We start from the raw sequence: 21,372 nt of genomic DNA, 5'->3' as shown, positions 1-21,372 counted from the left end.
AGCTCTTTTCAGCATTAAATGAGGGGCAAATGGATTTTGCTGTCTATTACAACACATTCATCCAGCGTGCTCAGACTTCATGAGTGATTGATGTTACCGACAACGTCATTTGAAAAAATTATTGTTACAGCCAGATCACAGAGATAAACGACAAAATGGCACAAACCAACAACAATTTTACATTTTCGCGACCGCTTTGGCTGCTTTCTGGACCGTTTCAATGATATACTGCCAGTCGTTAATTCAAAAATAGTTGATAATTACAACAATCTATTGAGTTGAACGCTTTCCTTCGTAATTCGCAACTGGAACACGCACGCTATGAGTAAACCCATTGTGATGGAACGCGGTGTAAAATACCGCGATGCCGATAAGATGGCCCTTATCCCGGTTAAAAACGTGGCAACAGAGCGCGAAGCCCTGCTGCGCAAGCCGGAATGGATGAAAATCAAGCTTCCTGCAGACTCTACACGTATCCAGGGCATCAAAGCCGCAATGCGCAAAAATGGCCTGCATTCTGTCTGCGAGGAAGCCTCCTGCCCTAACCTGGCAGAATGCTTCAACCACGGTACAGCAACGTTTATGATCCTCGGCGCTATTTGTACCCGCCGTTGTCCGTTCTGTGACGTTGCCCACGGTCGCCCGGTAGCTCCGGATGCCAATGAGCCGGTGAAACTGGCGCAGACCATTGCCGATATGGCACTGCGTTATGTGGTTATCACCTCCGTTGACCGTGACGACCTGCGCGATGGCGGTGCCCAGCACTTTGCGGATTGCATTACTGCCATTCGGGAAAAAAGCCCGGAAATCAAAATTGAAACTCTGGTGCCGGATTTCCGTGGTCGTATGGATCGCGCGCTGGATATTCTGACCGCCACGCCGCCAGACGTGTTCAACCACAACCTGGAAAACGTGCCGCGTATTTACCGTCAGGTACGCCCAGGCGCGGATTACAACTGGTCGCTGAAACTTTTAGAACGCTTTAAAGAAGCGCATCCGGAAATCCCGACCAAATCGGGTTTAATGGTGGGTCTGGGCGAAACCAATGAAGAAATTATTGAAGTGATGCGAGATCTGCGTCGTCATGGTGTGACCATGTTAACGCTGGGGCAATATTTGCAGCCAAGCCGCCATCACCTGCCAGTTCAACGTTACGTTAGCCCGGATGAGTTCGACGAAATGAAAGCCGAGGCACTGGCGATGGGCTTTACCCATGCTGCATGTGGTCCGTTTGTCCGTTCTTCCTACCACGCTGATTTGCAGGCGAAAGGGATGGAAGTTAAGTAATCCCGTAATAATTACTTACATCTGTCTGATAAAAACCCGCTATCTGAAGCGGGTTTTTTTATCGAACAAGATATAGAGGGAGCGTCCTGCTCGCCACGTCACTCTTTATGAGAGAGCTTTTCAGCCTGAAGATCAACGTCTGCGCCTTTCTTCGCCGCAGCATCGTCATCATTCATCGCTTTCTTGAATCCTTTGATAGCCGCTCCAAGGTCTCCGCCCAGCGTACGTAACTTCTTAGTCCCAAACAGCAGAACGACCAGTGCCGCAACGACCAGCAGTTTGGTAATACTAATCTCACCCATAGATACCTTCTTGACATAAAACCGGCAACAGAACGCGCCTTAAAAACCAGAGAATATTAACGGTCATTCGACGCGCGCACACAATAGCAATCTGTAACAAGGTGAATCAAGCGCCGAATAAAAAAACATCATAATAATTGCGGTGGCGCAAACCGTCGGTTGTTTAAGACGGGGAGTTGTGCACGTACCTGACGCACGCGTTCAGGTGTCACTTCCGCCATGATTAAGGCCGGCATTTCTGCCGCCGCCGCAATGGTGACGCCAAAGGGATCGATAATCCGGCTTTGCCCGATATTTTTGTTCCCGCACTCCCCTGCCGCCACCATATAACAGGTGGTATCCAGAGCACGAGCAGCAAGCAACGTTGACCAGTGGTGCTCTTTGAGCGGTCCGCGAACCCAGGCTGCCGGAAGGACCAGGATTTCTGCTCCCTGTATAGCCTGTGCCAGCGCCAGCTCCGGAAAGCGTAAGTCATAGCAGGTCATAAGACCGACCTTCATGCCTTCGACCTCCAGTAACGGGGCTATTTCATTACCTGCATCAACATGACGCGACTCCTGAATGGAAAACGCATCATAAAGATGCAATTTGGCATAACGAGCGACAATTTTTCCTGCCTGAAGAGCCACCAGCATATTCCATGCTCGCCCCGGCGTAGAGGGAACATGAATCGTCAGAATCGTCGTCATCATGTTACGTTTACTTTCCCGCAATAAACGCCCGATAAATTGGCCTTCCAGCCGCTGCGCTGATTTAACAGATAGATCCGGATCATGATCGTCCCGCGCCAGCAAGGCTTCCGGCAGGACAAACAACGAGACGTCGTTTTCCGCCGCCTGCGCCATCAACGAGGCGCAAATTTCAGCGTTCTTTTCCCACACGGATGTAACAGCAAATTGTCCTGCGGCAACCAGCATTACCACCTCCTGCCAAAGTCGTAAAATTCGCCAACGATGATTATTCGGCGTTACACTTATCACTCATACAAATCAAATAGCAGGATTTTGCAGTGTTACAACTCCTTTTAGCAGTTTTTATTGGCGGTGGTACGGGAAGCGTGGCGAGATGGCTGTTAAGTATGCGATTTAACCCGCTGCATCAGGCGATTCCTTTGGGAACATTGGCAGCAAACCTGATCGGCGCATTCATCATAGGTATGGGATTTGCCTGGTTCAGTCGGATGACAAACATTGATCCAGTGTGGAAAGTATTAATCACCACCGGATTTTGTGGCGGGTTGACAACCTTCTCAACATTTTCAGCCGAAGTGGTGTTTTTGTTGCAGGAAGGGCGTTTTGGTTGGGCATTACTGAACGTCTTCGTAAACCTGTTAGGTTCTTTTGCCATGACTGCACTGGCTTTCTGGTTGTTTTCAGCATCAACCGCACACTAAAGACCAAAAAAAACCCGCTGATTAAGCGGGTTTTGAATTCTTGCTGACGTATCTTACAGAGCGATTACGTTTGCAGCAGAAGGGCCTTTGGCACCGTTAGTGATTTCGAACTCTACGCGCTGACCTTCAGCAAGAGTTTTAAAACCATTAGTCTGGATTGCAGAGAAGTGTACGAACACATCTTTGCTGCCGTCTTCCGGAGTAATGAAACCGAATCCTTTGGACTCATTAAACCACTTAACGTTACCTTTAATCTTAGACATCAAAATTACCTTTACATGAAAAATAGACACAAATGCTGTGTCGGTTACCAGTACACCAATTGTGGTACGCTTTGTCCAGTGCAACTTTGCTAAAAAGTGATAAAAGTCGCGTTATTTTTGGTGATACTTGCCTTACGCTATGATTTTTAAAGGTTTTGTAAAAACATAACTTGTCTAAAACTGAAACCGCATCCAGGCAAAGTAAACATTGCCATTGTTGTAGGTGCCAGGAATATAGGTCATCTGAAAAGTAGCCAGCTCATAGCCCACACAAACCAATGGCAGTACACCGGGACAGGTATGTCGTTCCCGTTATCACGCGTCGTTACGTACAAACCGTACCCGTTACTTTTCTCATCCCAACGCAACTGACCCAAACCGCTGCCCCACGATTTTTCGTTATAGCGATCGTTTTTTCTTTGTTATAAGCGAAAAGTGAATGCCAGGTTTTACCGAGATTCTATCTAAATGTAGTAATCCATAGATCCGTACCAGCAGAAACTTAGTCAACACGGATTCGCTCAATAAAAACAAGGGGAATTACGGCAATACATTTACTTGCGCCCATTAGTGGCCATAAAATATTTATCAGAAATCCACTGTCAGCATAGCTAAACTAAAATAAACAAACCTTAATTACTTCAATCTAAAGAACAAACTTAATATTTAATAGCGTTATACAAGAAAATATCATCAAATTATTCCGGAGACTTAAGTTGTATTTTTCTTTCATATAGCTGCTTAATCACAAAATTCATCCCAGCACGGTTCGCAATCTACAACAGAAAAAAACCTTATTTTTTAACTAGATGAAATAATAAGTCAGCAAATAAACATCTCCTACACTCTCATCACGCGTATACAGAAAATCATTTTTTAAGTAAGAAAAGGTTCTCCCATCAAGCGATTAACAAAACTGCATCAATTACTTATCAATTAGCATACATAATCACATTGATAAATACCGATCATAAAAACGCATTTTGTTATTCAGGTATAAAAAACAAAAACATCAATGTATTAATGGTAGCTTTTCTTGATTTTAATCAGCATTCGCCACCCATTTATTCGGCATATTTTTTCTTTAGTCTTAGGAATTTGTTATTATTTACCTTGGAGTCTGGAACAGGAAAAATTATGCTGACATTCATTGAGCTCCTTATTGGAGTTATGGTTATTGTGGGTGTAGCTCGCTACATCATTAAAGGGTATTCCGCCACCGGGGTATTATTTGCAGGTGGTCTGTTATTGCTGATTATCAGTGCCATTATGGGGCACAAAGTTTTACCTGCCAGCCAGACTTCAACGGGCTATAGTGCCACGGATATCGTTGAATACATTAAAATATTGCTGATGAGTCGCGGTGGCGACCTTGGCATGATGATCATGATGCTGTGTGGTTTTGCCGCTTATATGACCCATATCGGCGCGAACGATATGGTCGTCAAGCTGGCGTCAAAACCGCTGCAGTACATAAACTCCCCTTACCTGCTGATGATTGCCGCCTATTTTGTTGCCTGCCTGATGTCACTGGCAGTTTCCTCCGCAACGGGCCTGGGCGTTTTACTGATGGCAACGTTGTTCCCGGTCATGGTGAACGTGGGTATTAGTCGCGGCGCGGCTGCTGCCATTTGCGCCTCACCGGCGGCAATTATTCTCGCACCAACTTCTGGTGATGTGGTGCTGGCGGCGCAGGCTTCCGAAATGCCGTTAATTGACTTCGCCTTCAAAACGACGCTGCCTATCTCAATTACCGCAATTATCGGCATGGCGATAGCCCATTTTTTCTGGCAGCGTTATCTGGATAAAAAAGAGCACATCTCTCATGAAATGTTAGATGTCAGCGAAATCACTACCACCGCCCCCGCGTTTTACGCCATTCTGCCGTTCACACCGATCATTGGCGTGCTATTTTTTGACGGCAAATGGGGTCCGCAATTGCACATCATCACCATTCTGGTGATATGTATGCTGATTGCCTCCGTTCTGGAATTTATTCGCAGCTTTAATACACAAAAAGTCTTTTCTGGCCTCGAAGTGGCTTATCGCGGCATGGCTGATGCCTTCGCTAACGTGGTAATGCTATTAGTTGCTGCGGGGGTATTTGCCCAGGGACTTAGCACCATCGGTTTTATCCAGAGCCTGATCTCAATCGCTACCTCGTTTGGTTCAGCGAGCATTATCCTCATGCTGGTGTTGGTTATCCTGACGATGCTGGCGGCGGTGACTACGGGTTCCGGCAATGCGCCATTCTATGCATTCGTTGAGATGATCCCGAAACTGGCGCACTCTTCAGGCATTAACCCGGCATACCTGACTATTCCAATGCTACAGGCGTCAAACCTGGGTCGCACGATTTCGCCTGTCTCTGGCGTTGTGGTTGCGGTTGCCGGGATGGCAAAAATTTCGCCTTTTGAAGTGGTTAAACGCACCTCGGTGCCGGTGCTTGTTGGGCTGGTGATTGTCATCGTGGCTACAGAGTTGATTGTACCCGGAACAGCCGCCGCAGTTACAGGTAAATAATTCTCCTTGCCGGAGGTATGCTTCCTCCGGCACTCTCTTCAGCCACTGTGGTAAATGCGCTGCGGCCTGCCAACTTTACCGTGAACAATTTCAGCAATAACAAGATGGCGGCTGGCGCAATATTCAAGATAACGTCTGGCGGTAGTGCGACTGATGGTCAATGCCTGCGCTACCGTCTCCGCCGTATGTTGCACACCTGGCTCTTTGAAAAGTTTCCGCACTGCGTTAAGTGTCAACGCATCAATACCAGTCGGAAGATCGTCCTTCGGTTCGCCACGCGCATAAGCGTTAAACATCTCATCAATTTGCTTCTGACTGGCACTATCAATACTTTCCAGCATATGTTTACGCTGGCGAAAACGGGTCAATGTCTGTCCCAGACGCTCATAAGCAATTGGCTTGATCAGATAATCAAACACACCACAGCGTACTGCTTCAGATACCGTTTCCATATCGCTGGCAGCAGTAGTAAACACCACGTCACCGGGATAATGCGCCTGCACTAGTTCATGCAGTAAATTAATACCTCTACCGTCAGGGAGATAGTTATCCAGCAGGATAAGCCCCGGCTTAAAACGCTCGATCATCATTCGGGCCTGCGCCAGGTTTCCCGCCAGCAATATCTGACTGAATCCGGGAATATGACGAATATATTCCGCATGCATCTCTGCCAGCGGCGTTTCGTCCTCAACGATCAATAGAGTTAATGGAGCTGTCATTAGGTTTCACTTTCGGAATATAGATTGAAAATAAAGTACCGCAGGGGTCATTCTCTTCAAGAGTGATAACTCCACCGCAGCGCGTTACATAGCTGGCAATAAGATACAACCCAATGCCATGCTCACCGGGTTCATCAGCACGCGTACTGACGCCCTGCTCAAATATTTTGTCGCGCAGAGCCTCTGGGACACCGCAACCCTGATCGGCGACTTCTATCACCACATCATCGCCTTCATCACTCAAATATAACTCGACTATCTTATTCCCTTCATCGCTGCGCAAACTGGCTTCGAAAGCGTTATCGAGTAAGTTACCCACAATCGCCGCAAACTCAGTGCTGTCCAGCCCTGGCGGCAGTTGAGAAAGCTGGCTGCCGGGGACGATTGTCATTTTTAGCCCCAGTTCGCGGGCGCGCTGTACTTTACCAAACAACAGCCCCGCCACCTGGCGATCGGCAAAGGCTTCGCGCAGACTGTCAATAAGCTGTTGCTGAGCCTGGGACTCCCCCTGAACCATCGCCAGCACGCGATCATACTCTTTCATCTGCAACAGACCATTGAGCGTAGACATCCAATTGAGATGTTCATGACGCAATGTGCGCAGGCTTTCGACATATTGTTTAATTTGCGTCAGTTGTGCATTGAGGGTGGAAATTTCGTCTTTACTACGAAAGCTGATAATTGCCCCCAGCAAATCGTCACCAGAACGAATAGCCTCCCGATTAGCAATGACGCTCAGGCCGTTAAAATTTGTCACCACATCCTGGCGTTTTTCATCAATCTGCTCGGTGAAGAAATCGGCGGGTCTGACCACCTCTGCAATGGGTTTGCCCAGCCACTGCCGCCCAGGGGAACTCAGCCCCAGCATTTTTCTTGCGTTACGGTTGATGGCGGTTATGTCACCGTGCGGATCCACTGCAATCAGCCCTTCATAAACCGAACTAAACAGCGCCTCTTGCTGACGAACAACCCGCGCAATTTGCTTCGGTTCCATCCCCATCATCTGGCGGCGGATATGTGCGGCTAAGAACCACGACAACAGCATCAGAATACCCAGTAGCACGACAAATACGCCGGCCATTGGTAATAAAAATTCGGCGCGCCAGCTATCGATTTTACTGACCAGATAACCCACCGACACCACGCCGATGACTTTGCCATCATCATCAAAGATCGGTGTTTTGGCACGCATCGCCATACCTATCGACCCTTTACCCGTGATGAAGTAGCTCTCCCCTTTCTCCAGCGCGCCGGGTTTGGTGAATTGCATAGGATAACCAATTTTCTCGGGATTAGGATGGTAAAGGCGGATCGAGTTGCGGTCACCTATCACCACATAGTCAAAATCAGTATCTCTTTGTAATTTATCGGCAATGGTCGCCAGCCGTTTGTAATTACGCGCTTTAACCGCCGTGATGATGCTGTCATTGGAGGCAATAATTTTCGCCTGATTCATTGCCATATCGCGCACATGAAGCGTTAAATAGTCCTCAAAACTGGCCGTAAAATATTGCGCCAGTGCTGCGATGACAAATATTGAGAACACCAGAATCAGCAGGAAGATACGCAACGGAAATGCCAGTCGTTCGAAAAAAGCAAACTGTTTATTCTCATTAAACTGCAACATTGTTTTCCTTGCGGGGTAAACCCTGTCTTTTGGTGAATGTAATTAAAATGTTGAATCTCGATATATAAAAATCAAATATGATCGTGGCAAAATTCATTCATTAAATCAATTAAATAACTTAAAACCACGCACCAATCCGCAATTACATTAATTAAAAAACTTAAAACCATTAAATAAATAAAAAACCACTAACTCTATGTGAAATAAATCAAAATTTCACGCCGCAATACTCCTTAGGATGTATGGCAAAAGGAGAAACAGATATACCTCGCTCGCTGCCCTTTCTCCCAACTGAAAATAAAAGGTTATCAGTTTGCAACACTGACTAACATTCATTGCAAATTGATAACAACACATACCTTCAGGATATGACTTATTATGTTCGGCAATGATATTTTCACCCGGGTAAAACGTTCAGAAAATAAAAAAATGGCAGAAATTGCCCAATTTCTGCATGACAATGATTTGAGCGTTGACACAACAGTCGAAGTATTTATTACCGTAACCCGCAATGAAAAGCTTATCGCTTGCGGTGGAATCGCCGGAAATATTATTAAGTGCGTCGCTATCAGCGAATCTGTTCGCGGTGAAGGACTGGCGCTGACATTAGCCACCGAACTGATAAACCTCGCCTATGAACGGCACAGCACGCATCTGTTTATTTATACCAAAATCGAATACGAGGCGCTGTTCCGCCAGTGCGGTTTTTACACGCTGACCAGCGTACCAGGCGTGATGGTGTTGATGGAAAACAGTGCCACACGTCTGAAACGCTATGCCGAGTCACTAAAAAAATTTCGTCATGAAGGGAACAAAATTGGCTGCATTGTGATGAACGCCAATCCCTTTACTAACGGTCACCGTTATCTGATTCAACAGGCAGCGGCACAGTGTGACTGGCTGCATCTGTTTTTAGTCAAAGAAGATTCTTCGCGCTTTCCCTATGAAGACCGGCTGGATCTGGTGTTGAAAGGCACCGCCGATATTCCGCGCCTGACCGTGCATCGCGGCTCCGAATACATCATCTCCCGCGCCACGTTCCCCTGCTACTTCATTAAAGAACAGAGCGTCATTAACCATTGCTACACCGAAATTGATCTGAAGATTTTCCGTCAGTACCTCGCTCCAGCATTGGGCGTTACCCATCGCTTTGTCGGTACTGAACCTTATTGCCGCGTGACCGCCCAGTACAACCAGGATATGCGCTACTGGCTGGAAACACCGACTATCTCCGCACCGCCCATTGAACTGGTTGAAATTGAGCGGCTGCGTTACCAGGAGATGCCGATATCCGCTTCCCGGGTACGCCAACTGCTGGTGAAAAACGATCTCACGGCTATCGCGCCGCTGGTTCCGGCAGCCACGCTGCATTACTTGCAGAATCTGCTTGAACACTCCCGTCAGGACGCGGCAGCTCGTCAAAAGACCCCCGCATGAGAAACAGGTGAAAAATGAAAATAAACCAGCCCGCCGTTGCAGGCACCCTTGAGTCTGGGGATGTGATGATACGCATCGCCCCGCTCGATACGCAGGATATCGACCTGCAAATCAACAGCAGCGTTGAGAAACAGTTTGGTGATGCGATTCGCACCACCATCCTGGACGTTCTCGCCCGCTATAACGTGCGCGGCGTACAGCTGAATGTCGATGACAAAGGCGCACTGGATTGCATTTTACGTGCACGACTGGAAGCCCTGCTGGCGCGCGCCAGCGGTATCCCGGCTCTGCCATGGGAGGATTGCCAATGATTTCCGCTTCGCTGCAACAACGTAAAACCCGCACCCGCCGCAGCATGTTGTTTGTGCCTGGCGCTAATGCCGCGATGGTCAGCAACTCTTTCATCTACCCGGCTGATGCCTTGATGTTTGACCTCGAAGACTCCGTGGCGCTGCGTGAAAAAGACACCGCTCGCCGCATGGTCTACCACGCACTGCAACATCCTCTGTATCGCGACATTGAAACCATTGTGCGTGTAAACGCGCTGGATTCCGAATGGGGTGTGAACGACCTGGAAGCTGTCGTTCGCGGCGGTGCAGATGTTGTGCGTCTGCCGAAAACTGATACCGCTCAGGATGTGCTGGATATCGAAAAAGAGATCCTGCGTATTGAAAAAGCCTGTGGACGCGAACCGGGCAGCACCGGTTTGCTGGCGGCAATTGAATCTCCGCTGGGTATTACCCGCGCGGTAGAAATCGCTCACGCATCTGAACGTTTAATCGGTATCGCGCTGGGCGCGGAAGACTACGTGCGTAACCTGCGCACTGAACGCTCACCGGAAGGTACGGAACTGCTGTTCGCTCGCTGCTCCATTTTGCAAGCCGCGCGCTCTGCCGGTATCCAGGCGTTCGATACCGTCTATTCCGACGCCAACAACGAAGCCGGATTCCTGCAAGAAGCCGCACACATCAAACAGCTGGGCTTTGACGGCAAATCGCTGATCAACCCGCGTCAGATTGATCTGCTCCACAACCTCTACGCACCAACCCAGAAAGAAGTGGATCACGCACGCCGCGTCGTAGAAGCCGCTGAAGCCGCCGCTCGCGAAGGCCTCGGTGTGGTTTCCCTGAACGGCAAGATGGTTGACGGTCCGGTTATCGATCGTGCCCGTCTGGTGCTCTCCCGCGCAGAACTTTCCGGCATCCGCGAAGAATAAGGCAATCAAAATGACGCAGAAAATTGAACAATCTCAACGACAAGAACGGGTAGCGGCCTGGAATCGTCGCGCTGAATGCGATCTTGCCGCTTTCCAGAACTCGCCAAAGCAAACCTACCAGGCTGAAAAAGCGCGCGATCGCAAACTGTGCGCCAACCTGGAAGACGCTATTCGTCGTTCTGGTTTAAAGGACGGCATGACCGTCTCCTTCCACCACGCTTTCCGTGGCGGTGACCTGACCGTCAATATGGTGATGGACGTCATCGCGAAGATGGGCTTTAAAAACCTGACACTGGCGTCCAGCTCTTTGAGCGACTGCCATGCACCGCTGGTAGAACATATTCGTCAGGGTGTGGTCACCCGCATTTATACCTCTGGTCTGCGCGGCCCACTGGCGGAAGAAATCTCCCGTGGCCTGCTGGCTGAACCGGTACAAATCCACTCTCACGGCGGTCGTGTACATCTGGTACAGAGCGGTGAACTGAATATCGACGTTGCTTTTCTCGGCGTCCCGTCCTGTGATGAATTCGGTAATGCCAACGGTTACACCGGTAAAGCCTGCTGCGGCTCCCTCGGCTATGCGATGGTCGATGCCGACAATGCGAAACAAGTAGTCATGCTCACCGAGGAACTGCTGCCTTATCCGCATAACCCGGCCAGTATTGAACAGGATCAGGTTGATCTGATCGTCAAAGTTGATCGCGTTGGCGATGCCGCAAAAATCGGCGCAGGCGCGACCCGTATGACCACTAACCCGCGCGAACTGCTGATTGCCCGCAGCGCAGCAGATGTGATTGTCAACTCTGGCTACTTCAAAGAAGGTTTTTCCATGCAGACAGGCACCGGCGGCGCTTCGCTTGCGGTAACCCGTTTTCTGGAAGACAAAATGCGTAGCCGCGATATTCGCGCCGACTTCGCCCTCGGCGGCATTACCGCAACGATGGTTGATCTGCACGAAAAAGGGCTGATCCGCAAACTGCTGGATGTGCAGAGCTTTGACAGCCACGCTGCGCAATCGCTGGCTCGTAACCCGAATCATATCGAAATCAGCGCCAACCAGTACGCCAACTGGGGTTCGAAAGGTGCATCGGTTGATCGTCTCGACGTGGTGGTACTGAGCGCGCTGGAAATTGACACCCAGTTCAACGTCAACGTGCTGACTGGCTCTGACGGCGTACTGCGTGGCGCTTCCGGCGGTCACTGCGATACCGCGATTGCATCCGCCCTTTCCATCATCGTCGCACCGCTGGTACGCGGTCGTATTCCGACTCTGGTGGATAACGTGCTGACCTGCATCACCCCGGGTTCCAGCGTCGATATCCTGGTTACCGACCACGGTATCGCTGTTAACCCGGCACGTCCTGAACTGGCAGAACGTCTGCAGGAAGCGGGCATTAAAGTGGTTTCCATTGAGTGGCTGCGCGAACGTGCGCGTCTGTTGACCGGTGAACCACAGCCGATTGAATTCACCGACCGCGTCGTTGCCGTCGTGCGTTACCGCGATGGCTCAGTGATTGATGTTGTACATCAGGTGAAGGAATAAGCCATGCACCTGCTCCCTGAACTCGCCAGCCACCATGCGGTTTCGATTCCCGAGTTGCTCATCAGCCGGGATGAAAGGCAAGCACGGCAACACGCCTGGCTCAAGCGCCATCCTGTTCCACTGGTCTCCTTTACTGTGGTTGCGCCTGGGCCGATTAAAGACAGCGAGGTCACACGCCGGATTTTTAATCATGGCGTGACTGCCCTGCGTGCTTTAGCCGCAAAACAGGGCTGGCAAATTCAGGAGCAGGCTGCACTGGTTTCCGCCAGCGGGCCGGAGGGCATGTTGAGCATTGCCGCACCGGCTCGCGACCTCAAGCTCGCCACCATTGAGCTTGAACATAGTCATGCTCTTGGACGTTTGTGGGATATCGATGTCCTGACGCCCGAAGGCGAAATTCTCTCCCGCCGCAATTATTCACTGCCGCCTCGCCGCTGCCTGTTGTGCGAGCAAAGTGCGGCAGTTTGTGCGCGTGGGAAAACCCACCAACTGACCGATTTACTCAACCGTATGGAGGCGCTGCTGAACGATGTCGATGCCTGCAACGTCAACTAAAACCACAAAGCTTGCGACGTCATTAATCAATGACTACGCCCTGCTGGGCTGGCGCGCCATGCTGACTGAAGTCAATCTGTCACCGAAACCCGGTCTCGTGGATCGCATTAACTGCGGTGCGCACAAAGATATGTCGCTGGAAGATTTCCACCGTAGCGCGCTGGCGATTCAGGGCTGGCTACCACGTTTCATTGAATTTGGTGCCTGTAGTGCAGAAATGGCACCAGAATCGGTACTCAGCGGATTACGCCCAATTGGTATGGCCTGCGAAGGCGATATGTTCCGCGCTACCGCTGGTGTAAACACCCATAAAGGCAGTATTTTTTCTTTAGGGCTGATGTGTGCGGCAATTGGTCGTTTGCTTCAGCTCAACCAGCCGGTAATGCCCAAAACCGTTTGTGCGACGGCAGCCAGTTTCTGCCGTGGTCTAACCGATCGCGAACTGCGCACCAATAATCCACAACTAACGGCAGGCCAACGGTTATATCAGCAACTTGGTCTTACCGGTGCGCGCGGTGAAGCCGAAGCGGGCTACCCGCTGGTTATCAACCGCGCCCTCCCGCATTACCTCACTCTGCTGGATCAGGGGCTGGATCCTGAACTGGCATTGCTCGATACCTTATTGCTACTGATGGCGATCAACGGCGATACCAACGTCGCATCGCGCGGTGGCGAGGGGGGCCTGCGCTGGCTACAGCGCCAGGCGCAAACATTATTGCAAAAAGGGGGCATCCGAACCCCCGCCGATCTCGATTATCTCCGGCAGTTCGACAGGGAGTGTATCGAACGAAATCTCAGTCCAGGCGGCAGCGCCGACCTGCTGATCCTTACCTGGTTTTTAGCACAGATTTAATAATTTAAGCACTTGATAAATTTGGAAATATTAATTTTCGGAGAACCCGTATGTCTTTAGCAAAAGATAAGATATGGAAATTATTGGCCCCACTGGTGGTGATGGGCGTCATGTTTCTTATCCCTGTACCCGACGGTATGCCGCCGCAGGCATGGCATTACTTCGCCGTGTTTGTGGCAATGATTGTCGGCATGATCCTCGAGCCAATTCCGGCAACGGCGATCAGTTTTATTGCAGTGACTATTTGCGTTATTGGCAGTAATTACCTGCTCTTTGACGCCAAAGAATTAGCTGACCCCGCTTTTAATGCCCAAAAACAGGCACTGAAATGGGGACTGGCTGGCTTTTCCAGTACCACTGTCTGGCTGGTATTTGGCGCATTTATCTTTGCATTAGGGTATGAAGTTTCCGGATTAGGCCGTCGTATTGCCCTTTTCCTGGTGAAATTCATGGGCAAACGCACGCTGACGTTGGGTTATGCAATTGTCATTATCGACATTCTGCTGGCTCCGTTTACACCGTCTAACACCGCACGTACCGGGGGTACGGTTTTCCCGGTCATTAAAAACCTGCCGCCGCTGTTTAAATCATTCCCGAACGATCCGTCCGCGCGTCGTATTGGCGGCTATTTAATGTGGATGATGGTCATCAGTACCAGTCTGAGTTCCTCCATGTTTGTCACCGGTGCGGCACCGAACGTGCTGGGTCTGGAGTTCGTCAGCAAAATTGCCGGTATCCAGATTAGCTGGTTGCAGTGGTTCCTCTGCTTCCTGCCTGTTGGGGTTATCTTACTTATCATTGCACCGTGGCTTTCCTACGTGCTGTACAAACCGGAAGTCACTCATAGTGAAGAAGTGGCAACCTGGGCAGGCGACGAGCTGAAAACTATGGGGCGCCTGACTCGCAGAGAGTGGACGCTGATTGGTCTTGTTCTGCTCAGCTTAGGTTTGTGGGTATTTGGTAGTGAAGTGATTAACGCCACTGCGGTTGGCCTGCTGGCAGTTTCGCTGATGCTGGCGCTGCACGTTGTGCCGTGGAAAGACATTACCCGCTATAACAGCGCATGGAACACGCTGGTTAACCTGGCAACGCTGGTTGTCATGGCTAATGGCCTGACCCGTTCTGGCTTTATCGACTGGTTCGCCAGCACCATGAGTACGCACCTGGAAGGTTTCTCACCACACGCAACAGTGATTGTACTGGTTCTGGTCTTCTACTTTGCACACTACCTGTTTGCCAGCCTGTCTGCGCATACCGCAACTATGCTGCCAGTCATTCTGGCCGTCGGTAAAGGGATTCCGGGCGTACCAATGGAACAACTGTGTATCCTGCTGGTGCTGTCTATCGGTATCATGGGCTGTCTGACGCCGTATGCAACCGGTCCTGGGGTGATTATTTACGGCTGTGGCTATGTGAAATCGAAAGATTACTGGCGTCTTGGCGCTATCTTCGGGGTGATTTATATTGCCATGCTGCTTCTGGTAGGCTGGCCGATTCTCGCCATGTGGAACTAATACGTTCGTCAAACGCTGAATAAATCATCACGCCCGCCAGGTACCCCCACCTGGCGGGCTTTTTTATGATTTAATAGATAGTATTCAGTGTATGTATGAGTTCCACACCCATTATGAAAGCATTCTGGCGTAACGCCGCTTTACTGACGGCTTCTCTGCTCTCCTTATCTTCTGTCAACGCCGCTGCGTTGCAGGCAAAACAGTATGGCGATTTTGACCGCTATGTCCTGGCTCTCTCCTGGCAAACAGGATTTTGCCAGAGTCAACACGATCGAAATCGTAACGAACGAGATGAATGTCGCCTGCAAACCGAAACGACCAACAAAGCTGATTTTCTGACCGTACATGGCCTGTGGCCGGGGTTGCCAAAATCAGTCGCAGCGCGTGGCGTTGATGAACGCCGCTGGATGCGCTTCGGCTGCGCCACTCGTCCAATCCCGAACTTGCCGGAAGCTCGCGCCAGCCGGATGTGTTCATCACCGGAAACCGGGTTATCGCTGGAAACCGCAGCTAAACTGAGTGAAGTTATGCCAGGGGCTGGCGGACGCTCCTGTCTGGAACGTTACGAATACGCGAAACATGGTGCCTGTTTTGGTTTTGACCCGGACGCTTATTTCGGCACGATGGTGCGTCTGAATCAAGAAATTAAAGAGAGCACAGCCGGAAAATTCCTTGCGGATAACTACGGTAAAACCGTAAGCCGCAGTGACTTTGACGCGGCCTTTGCCAAAAGCTGGGGGAAAGAGAACGTCAAAGCGGTCAAGTTAACGTGCCAGGGTAACCCGGCGTATTTGACTGAAATCCAGATTTCGATAAAAGCTGACGCCATCAACGCACCGCTCTCAGCAAACTCATTCTTACCACAACCACACCCTGGCAACTGTGGCAAAGCCTTTGTGATTGATAAAGTGGGTTATTAATCATCTGATCTGTAAAACGTCGTCGCGCGTTTTACGTAAAACATGATGATTAATATATATACATAATGCGCTGCATTGAGGAATTACCTGAATGTGACGTATATCACTTCAAAGAGTGAGCAACAGTCAGTATCATCATATGAGTTAAACCCTCGCCGCCTGACGGTGAGGGTTTTCTTTTGGGTATGTTTATCTGCGACACTCGCAGTACCGACGACATGGAGTAAAAATGTCCAGACCAACTATCATCATTAACGACCTGGATGCCGAACGCATCGATATTCTGCTGGAGCAACCCGCCTATGCCGGTTTGCCAATCGCCGACGCGTTAAACGCAGAGTTGGATCGCGCCCAAATGTGTCGGCCAGAAGAGATGCCACACGACGTGGTGACGATGAACAGCCGGGTAAAATTCCGCAATCTTAGCGATGGCGAAGTGCGTGTACGCACACTGGTGTATCCGGCCAAAATGACCGACAGCAATACTCAGCTTTCCGTGATGGCTCCGGTGGGTGCCGCACTGCTGGGACTTCGCGTTGGCGATACCATTCACTGGGAACTTCCGGGCGGCACCGCAACCCACCTTGAAGTGCTGGAACTCGAATACCAGCCTGAAGCCGCTGGCGACTACCTGCTTTAATCCCATCTGCACAAGCGTTTACTCGCTTTGCCCAGAGGATGCATCCGCATCCTCTTTCTGTTCAAATATCAACCAGACTTATCATTTTGCTCTTCCCCGCTACGTTCTAATCTGAACTGGTTATCAACCTGCGGACTCCATTATGAGTGAAGCTCTTGGTATTACAGTATTTTATATTTTCATCGCGGCAATACTTGTTGTCGCGGTGCTATACCTTGAGCAACACTGGTAGTGTTTATGTGAATATATTTTACCAATCAATACTTAATAGATATAAAATCAACGTCGCAAATCACAGAACTGCAATCAATAATGTGATGTTATGTATTCATGCAACAGCAAGGAGAGAATGCTTATGTACAAAACAATCATTATGCCGGTAGACGTATTTGAAATGGAATTAAGCGACAAAGCCGTTCGTCATGCTGAATTTCTCGCCCAGGATGATGGTGTAATTCATTTACTCCATGTATTACCTGGCGCCGCAAGCCTTAGTCTGCACCGTTTTGCTGCCGATGTGCGTCGTTTCGAAGAGCATTTGCAACATGAGGCGGAAGAACGCCTGCAGACAATGGTTGGTCATTTCAATATTGATCCCTCCCGTATCAAAACTCATGTACGTTTTGGTAGCGTGCGAGATGAGGTGAACGAGTTAGCCAAAGAACTGAATGCAGATGTCGTGGTTATCGGTTCACGTAATCCATCAATTTCAACTCATCTGTTAGGATCTAATGCTTCCAGTGTGATCCGCCACACCAACCTGCCTGTATTAGTCGTTCGTTAACAGATTAACGTATTTATGATGCCCTGCCCGGAGCAATCCCGGCAGGTTTTTTATAACGAAAAAAAGCCGCCAGATTTGACCCCGGCGGCTAAACAATAGCAGGTGAATCTTACTTCTTCTTATGCAGTTTTGGTGCGAATCAGGTAGTCAAAGGCGCTCAGAGAGGCTTTGGCACCTTCGCCAGTGGCGATGATGATCTGCTTGTACGGAACAGTCGTACAGTCACCAGCAGCAAACACACCTTTAACGTTGGTTTCGCATTTCGCATCGATGATGATTTCACCCATGCGGTTACGTTCTACTGCGCCTTCCAGCCAGTTAGTGTTCGGCAGCAGACCGATCTGGACGAAAATACCGGCCAGTTCGATGTTGTGAATATCGCCGCTAACACGGTCGCGATATTCAAGGCCGGTCACTTTGCTGCCGTCGCCTTTTACTTCAGTGGTTTGCGCGTTCAGAATGATATCGACGTTTTTCAGGCTGCGCAGTTTGTCCTGCAATACCTGGTCTGCCTTCATTTCCGGAGCAAACTCAAGCAGGGTTACGTGTTCAACAATACCTGCCAGGTCGATTGCCGCTTCCACACCGGAGTTACCGCCGCCAATCACCGCCACACGTTTGCCTTTAAACAGCGGGCCATCGCAGTGCGGGCAGTAGGTTACGCCCTTAGTGCGATACTGATCTTCACCTGGTACATTCATGTTGCGCCATTTCGCGCCGGTCGCCACGATAATGCTGCGTGCTTTCAGCACCGCACCGGAGGCCGTTTCAATCTGATGCAGACCGCCTTCAACCGCCGCAGGAATCAGTTTGCTCGCGCTCTGGCTGTCGATTACATCAACATCGTATTCATCAACGTGAACTTTCAGCGCACCAGCCAGTTTCTGGCCTTCGGTTTTCGGTACGGAGATGTAGTTTTCGATATCGACGGTATCGAGGATCTGACCGCCAAAACGTTCGCCCATCAGACCGGTACGAATGCCTTTACGTGCGGAATAAATGGCCGCCGCTGCACCTGCCGGGCCGGAACCGACGATTAATACGTCATAAGCATCACGTTTGTTCAGTTCTTCTGCCGCACGTTTTTCCGCACCCGTATCGATTTTGGCAACGATTTCGGAAATAGTCATACGACCCTGACCAAACTCTTTACCATTCACGAACACAGCCGGAACACCCATCACGTTGCGATCGGTAATTTCGTTCTGGAACGTACCGCCATCAATCGCCGTGTGCTTAATGCGCGGGTTCAGTACGCTCATCAGGTTCAGCGCCTGCACCACGTCCGGGCAATTATGGCAGGAGAGCGAATAATAAGTTTCAAATTCAAAATCACCGTCGATATGGCGAATCTGCTCCAGCAAAGATTGTGCTTCTTTCGACGGATGACCGCCGGTCCACAACAGCGCCAGTACCAGCGAGGTAAACTCGTGACCCAGCGGGGAACCTGCAAAGCGCGGCCCCTGGTTGGAACCTGGATTGGTGATCAGAAATGACGGCTTACGCACCGGCAAGCTGTTATCTTCTTTAAAGGTGACTTTGTCTGACAGTTCAGCGATTTCAGCCAACAGTTCCTTGATTTCTGCCGATTTTGCGCTGTCATCCAGCGTGGCAATTAACTCAACAGGCTTTGTCAATTTCTCAAGGTAAGCCTTGAGTTGAGTTTTCATATTTGTGTCGAGCATGTTTATCTCCTGGGCTTTAAACATCATCATGCAAGCGGCCTCATCGGCTACCTGGATGCAGCTTGCATCATGGTGCGGGGAAGAAAATCGGGTGCCGCAGCACCCGAAGAATTAGGTGAATTTCCGAAGTATTTCACGCCAGAGCAAGGCGGCTAGCCTGTGAATCCCCGGAAGCTTACACAAGTAAGTGACCGGGGTGAGCGGGCGACGCCAACGCCGCTATGGCGTGAAAGACGAAGGAAATTTAGATTTTACCAACCAAGTCCAGGGACGGAGCCAGAGTTGCTTCACCTTCTTTCCATTTAGCCGGGCAAACTTCACCTGGGTGAGAAGCCACGTACTGTGCTGCTTTGATTTTACGCAGCAGGTCAGACGCGTCACGGCCAATGCCTTCAGCGGTAACTTCGATAGCCTGGATGATACCCTGCGGGTCAACAACGAAGGTAGCACGGTCAGCCAGACCTTCGTCTTCACGCATGTTGTCGAAGTTACGGGTCAGGGCGCCAGTCGGGTCGCCGATCATCGCATATTTGATTTTAGCGATGGTTTCAGAGCTGCTGTGCCATGCTTTGTGGGTGAAGTGAGTATCGGTAGATACTGCGTATACGTCTACGCCCAGTTTCTGCAGTTCTTCGTAGTGGTCAGCAACGTCGCCCAGTTCGGTCGGGCATACGAAAGTAAAGTCAGCCGGGTAGAAGAAGAAGACGCTCCAGCGGCCTTCGGTATCTTTTTCGGTGATTTCAATGAATTCGCCGTTTTTGAATGCCTGGTTTTTAAAAGGTTTAATTTTGGTGTTAATCAAGGACATCTATACTTCCTCCGTGTTTTCGATGTGATGTAAGGTAACCAATTTTTGCCGATTCGGCTAATGCGTTTCCATTATCAAATCGATAAGTTTTACCTTACAACCTTCGTAAGACAACTTTGTGAACTTTGCACCGCCAGCGGCGATAAAAAGTAAAAAGGGTCCCCTTTCCAGGTGACCGCATAACCTGAACTACCCTTTGGTATCTTCAGCGCCTGTTCAACAGGCTGCGGTGTTGCAATGATGATCGCAACGACGAGAGGGATTACAACACCCTCATAAACAAAGGGCAATCATCTGACATAAGGTCTTAACTATGACAGTGATAGGTTAAGCCTTTTATTGTGTATTTGCACTGAACGAAAAGGACAAAGCAATGTTAAAAAAGATAATTTTTTTAACCCTACTCCCAGGATTAGCTTACGCCGAAGAGCTTCCTGCGCCCGTTAAAGCGATTGAAAAACAGGGGATTACGATTATTAGATCGTTCGATGCACCGGGTGGCATGAAAGGTTATCTGGGGAAATATCAGGACATGGGAGTCACTATCTACCTTACGCCTGACGGCAAACATGCCATCTCTGGCTATATGTACAACGAAAAGGGAGAAAACCTCAGTAACGCCCTTATTGAAAAAGAGATTTACGCACCTGCCGGACGCGAAATGTGGCAGCGCATGGAACAATCAAGCTGGTTACTTGACGGTAAAAAAGATGCACCCGTCGTGGTTTATGTTTTTGCCGATCCTTTCTGCCCATATTGCAAACAATTCTGGCAACAAGCGCGCCCCTGGGTTGATGCCGGTAAAGTACAAATTCGTACCCTACTGGTTGGCGTGATAAAACCCGAAAGCCCAGCCACTGCGGCGGCAATCCTTGCGTCTAAGGATCCGGCAAAAACGTGGCAAGAGTATGAAGCATCAGGCGGCAAGTTAAAGCTGAACCTCTCCGGGAGCGTGAGCCCGGAGCAGATGAAGATTCTAAGTGCCAATGAGGCGTTGATGGACGAATTGGGTGCAAATGTCACACCTGCGATTTATTACATGAGTCAAGAGAACACATTGCAGCAGGCTGTCGGATTACCGGATCAAAAGACCTTAAATATTATTATGGGAAATAAATAGCATACATTTTATGGATAATTGGAATAGATCACTCTTTTTCAGTTATCCATAAAATCGCAAGTATTGTTCACCCCACTCATACCAACTATGCTATTTTAGAAAAACTTAATCGTAAATTAAGTAAAACAACATAATATATAAAAATACATAAAGCCATATCATTGACTTGATGAATATTATGAG

General features: G+C 49.5%; 22 protein-coding genes and 1 pseudogene. 15 read left to right on the top strand and 8 right to left on the bottom strand.

Annotated elements, in window-relative coordinates; genetic code table 11:
* The first annotated feature begins 321 nt into the window (after positions 1-321).
* Complete coding sequence (lipA, locus tag A7Z29_RS04005) at positions 322-1,287, top strand: lipoyl synthase (RefSeq protein WP_000042625.1); 966 nt, start codon at positions 322-324, stop codon at positions 1,285-1,287.
* Between the two features lie 98 nt (positions 1,288-1,385).
* On the opposite strand, the gene tatE is transcribed toward lipA, so the two are convergent.
* Positions 1,386-1,589 (bottom strand): twin-arginine translocase subunit TatE, encoded by a 204-nt coding sequence (gene tatE / locus A7Z29_RS04000; RefSeq protein ID WP_000503931.1) that lies wholly within the window; start codon positions 1,587-1,589, stop codon positions 1,386-1,388.
* Between the two features lie 128 nt (positions 1,590-1,717).
* A complete protein-coding gene (locus tag A7Z29_RS03995; protein WP_024212406.1) occupies positions 1,718-2,506 on the bottom strand; it encodes a deaminated glutathione amidase in 789 nt (262 codons plus the stop codon).
* A gap of 92 nt (positions 2,507-2,598) precedes the next feature.
* Between A7Z29_RS03995 and crcB the strand changes: the two genes are divergently transcribed.
* The gene (gene crcB / locus A7Z29_RS03990; protein WP_000939738.1) at positions 2,599-2,982 is read left to right on the top strand and encodes a fluoride efflux transporter CrcB; all 384 of its coding nucleotides are present in this window, start codon (positions 2,599-2,601) and stop codon (positions 2,980-2,982) included.
* Between the two features lie 53 nt (positions 2,983-3,035).
* Here the strand turns inward: crcB and cspE are convergent, their stop codons facing one another.
* Together cspE and pagP are read right to left on the bottom strand one after the other, a co-directional pair.
* On the bottom strand, positions 3,036-3,245 hold the full coding sequence (gene cspE, locus A7Z29_RS03985; RefSeq protein WP_000034825.1) for a transcription antiterminator/RNA stability regulator CspE: 210 nt from the start codon (positions 3,243-3,245) through the stop codon (positions 3,036-3,038).
* Positions 3,246-3,419: 174 nt separating this feature from the next.
* Positions 3,420-3,693 (bottom strand): annotated as a pseudogene (pagP, locus tag A7Z29_RS03980) (lipid IV(A) palmitoyltransferase PagP); the annotation flags it as partial.
* Positions 3,694-4,382: 689 nt separating this feature from the next.
* Here pagP and dcuC point away from each other — a divergent pair.
* Complete coding sequence (gene dcuC / locus A7Z29_RS03975; protein WP_032224920.1) at positions 4,383-5,768, top strand: anaerobic C4-dicarboxylate transporter DcuC; 1,386 nt, start codon at positions 4,383-4,385, stop codon at positions 5,766-5,768.
* A 38-nt stretch (positions 5,769-5,806) separates the two neighbouring features.
* Here dcuC and dpiA read toward each other — a convergent pair whose 3' ends face one another.
* Together dpiA and dpiB are read right to left on the bottom strand one after the other, a co-directional pair.
* A complete protein-coding gene (gene dpiA / locus A7Z29_RS03970) occupies positions 5,807-6,487 on the bottom strand; it encodes a two-component response regulator DpiA (RefSeq protein WP_000126493.1) in 681 nt (226 codons plus the stop codon).
* Positions 6,456-8,114 carry a sensor histidine kinase DpiB gene (gene dpiB, locus A7Z29_RS03965; protein WP_000938911.1) on the bottom strand — a complete coding sequence of 553 codons (1,659 nt, stop codon included), beginning with the start codon at positions 8,112-8,114 and terminating at the stop codon, positions 6,456-6,458. Before dpiB ends, dpiA begins: the two co-directional genes overlap by 32 nt.
* Before the next feature lie 378 nt (positions 8,115-8,492).
* Here dpiB and citC point away from each other — a divergent pair, with 378 nt between their 5' ends.
* From citC to uspG, 11 genes are all read left to right on the top strand, one after another.
* A complete protein-coding gene (citC, locus tag A7Z29_RS03960) occupies positions 8,493-9,551 on the top strand; it encodes a [citrate (pro-3S)-lyase] ligase (protein ID WP_000467676.1) in 1,059 nt (352 codons plus the stop codon).
* 14 nt (positions 9,552-9,565) lie between these two features.
* Complete coding sequence (gene citD, locus A7Z29_RS03955; RefSeq protein WP_000700703.1) at positions 9,566-9,862, top strand: citrate lyase acyl carrier protein; 297 nt, start codon at positions 9,566-9,568, stop codon at positions 9,860-9,862.
* Positions 9,859-10,767: a citrate (pro-3S)-lyase subunit beta gene (gene citE / locus A7Z29_RS03950; protein ID WP_000622357.1), complete on the top strand. Its 909-nt coding sequence runs from the start codon at positions 9,859-9,861 to the stop codon at positions 10,765-10,767. The genes citD and citE overlap by 4 nt, the downstream gene beginning before the upstream one ends.
* 10 nt (positions 10,768-10,777) lie before the next feature.
* A complete protein-coding gene (gene citF / locus A7Z29_RS03945) occupies positions 10,778-12,310 on the top strand; it encodes a citrate lyase subunit alpha (RefSeq protein WP_000192233.1) in 1,533 nt (510 codons plus the stop codon).
* Between the two features lie 3 nt (positions 12,311-12,313).
* On the top strand, positions 12,314-12,865 hold the full coding sequence (citX, locus tag A7Z29_RS03940; protein ID WP_032224916.1) for a citrate lyase holo-[acyl-carrier protein] synthase: 552 nt from the start codon (positions 12,314-12,316) through the stop codon (positions 12,863-12,865).
* A complete protein-coding gene (citG, locus tag A7Z29_RS03935; protein ID WP_085460510.1) occupies positions 12,840-13,718 on the top strand; it encodes a triphosphoribosyl-dephospho-CoA synthase CitG in 879 nt (292 codons plus the stop codon). Before citX ends, citG begins: the two co-directional genes overlap by 26 nt.
* Positions 13,719-13,768: 50 nt before the next feature.
* The gene (gene citT, locus A7Z29_RS03930) at positions 13,769-15,232 is read left to right on the top strand and encodes a citrate/succinate antiporter CitT (RefSeq protein ID WP_085460509.1); all 1,464 of its coding nucleotides are present in this window, start codon (positions 13,769-13,771) and stop codon (positions 15,230-15,232) included.
* 113 nt (positions 15,233-15,345) lie between these two features.
* Positions 15,346-16,152 carry a ribonuclease I gene (rna, locus tag A7Z29_RS03925; protein WP_010346591.1) on the top strand — a complete coding sequence of 269 codons (807 nt, stop codon included), beginning with the start codon at positions 15,346-15,348 and terminating at the stop codon, positions 16,150-16,152.
* A 229-nt stretch (positions 16,153-16,381) separates the two neighbouring features.
* A complete protein-coding gene (gene rnk, locus A7Z29_RS03920) occupies positions 16,382-16,792 on the top strand; it encodes a nucleoside diphosphate kinase regulator (RefSeq protein ID WP_000089725.1) in 411 nt (136 codons plus the stop codon).
* Between the two features lie 142 nt (positions 16,793-16,934).
* On the top strand, positions 16,935-17,024 hold the full coding sequence (gene yldA, locus A7Z29_RS23915) for a small membrane protein YldA (protein ID WP_016159109.1): 90 nt from the start codon (positions 16,935-16,937) through the stop codon (positions 17,022-17,024).
* 123 nt (positions 17,025-17,147) lie between these two features.
* Positions 17,148-17,576, top strand: coding sequence for a universal stress protein UspG (uspG, locus tag A7Z29_RS03915; protein ID WP_010346594.1), 429 nt, complete (start codon positions 17,148-17,150; stop codon positions 17,574-17,576).
* Between the two features lie 119 nt (positions 17,577-17,695).
* Here uspG and ahpF read toward each other — a convergent pair whose 3' ends face one another.
* Together ahpF and ahpC are read right to left on the bottom strand one after the other, a co-directional pair.
* Entirely contained in the window at positions 17,696-19,261 is a 1,566-nt protein-coding gene (gene ahpF / locus A7Z29_RS03910) for an alkyl hydroperoxide reductase subunit F (protein WP_032224910.1), read from the bottom strand.
* 244 nt (positions 19,262-19,505) lie between these two features.
* Positions 19,506-20,069 (bottom strand): alkyl hydroperoxide reductase subunit C, encoded by a 564-nt coding sequence (gene ahpC, locus A7Z29_RS03905; RefSeq protein ID WP_000052796.1) that lies wholly within the window; start codon positions 20,067-20,069, stop codon positions 19,506-19,508.
* 373 nt (positions 20,070-20,442) lie between these two features.
* Here ahpC and dsbG point away from each other — a divergent pair, with 373 nt between their 5' ends.
* A complete protein-coding gene (gene dsbG / locus A7Z29_RS03900; protein ID WP_000913736.1) occupies positions 20,443-21,189 on the top strand; it encodes a thiol:disulfide interchange protein DsbG in 747 nt (248 codons plus the stop codon).
* Positions 21,190-21,372 lie beyond the last annotated feature (183 nt).

Origin of the sequence: Escherichia sp. MOD1-EC6842 (assembly GCF_002965705.1) — a bacterium.
Lineage (GTDB): Bacteria > Pseudomonadota > Gammaproteobacteria > Enterobacterales > Enterobacteriaceae > Escherichia > Escherichia ruysiae.
This window is presented reverse-complemented; position numbering and strand designations above follow the sequence as displayed.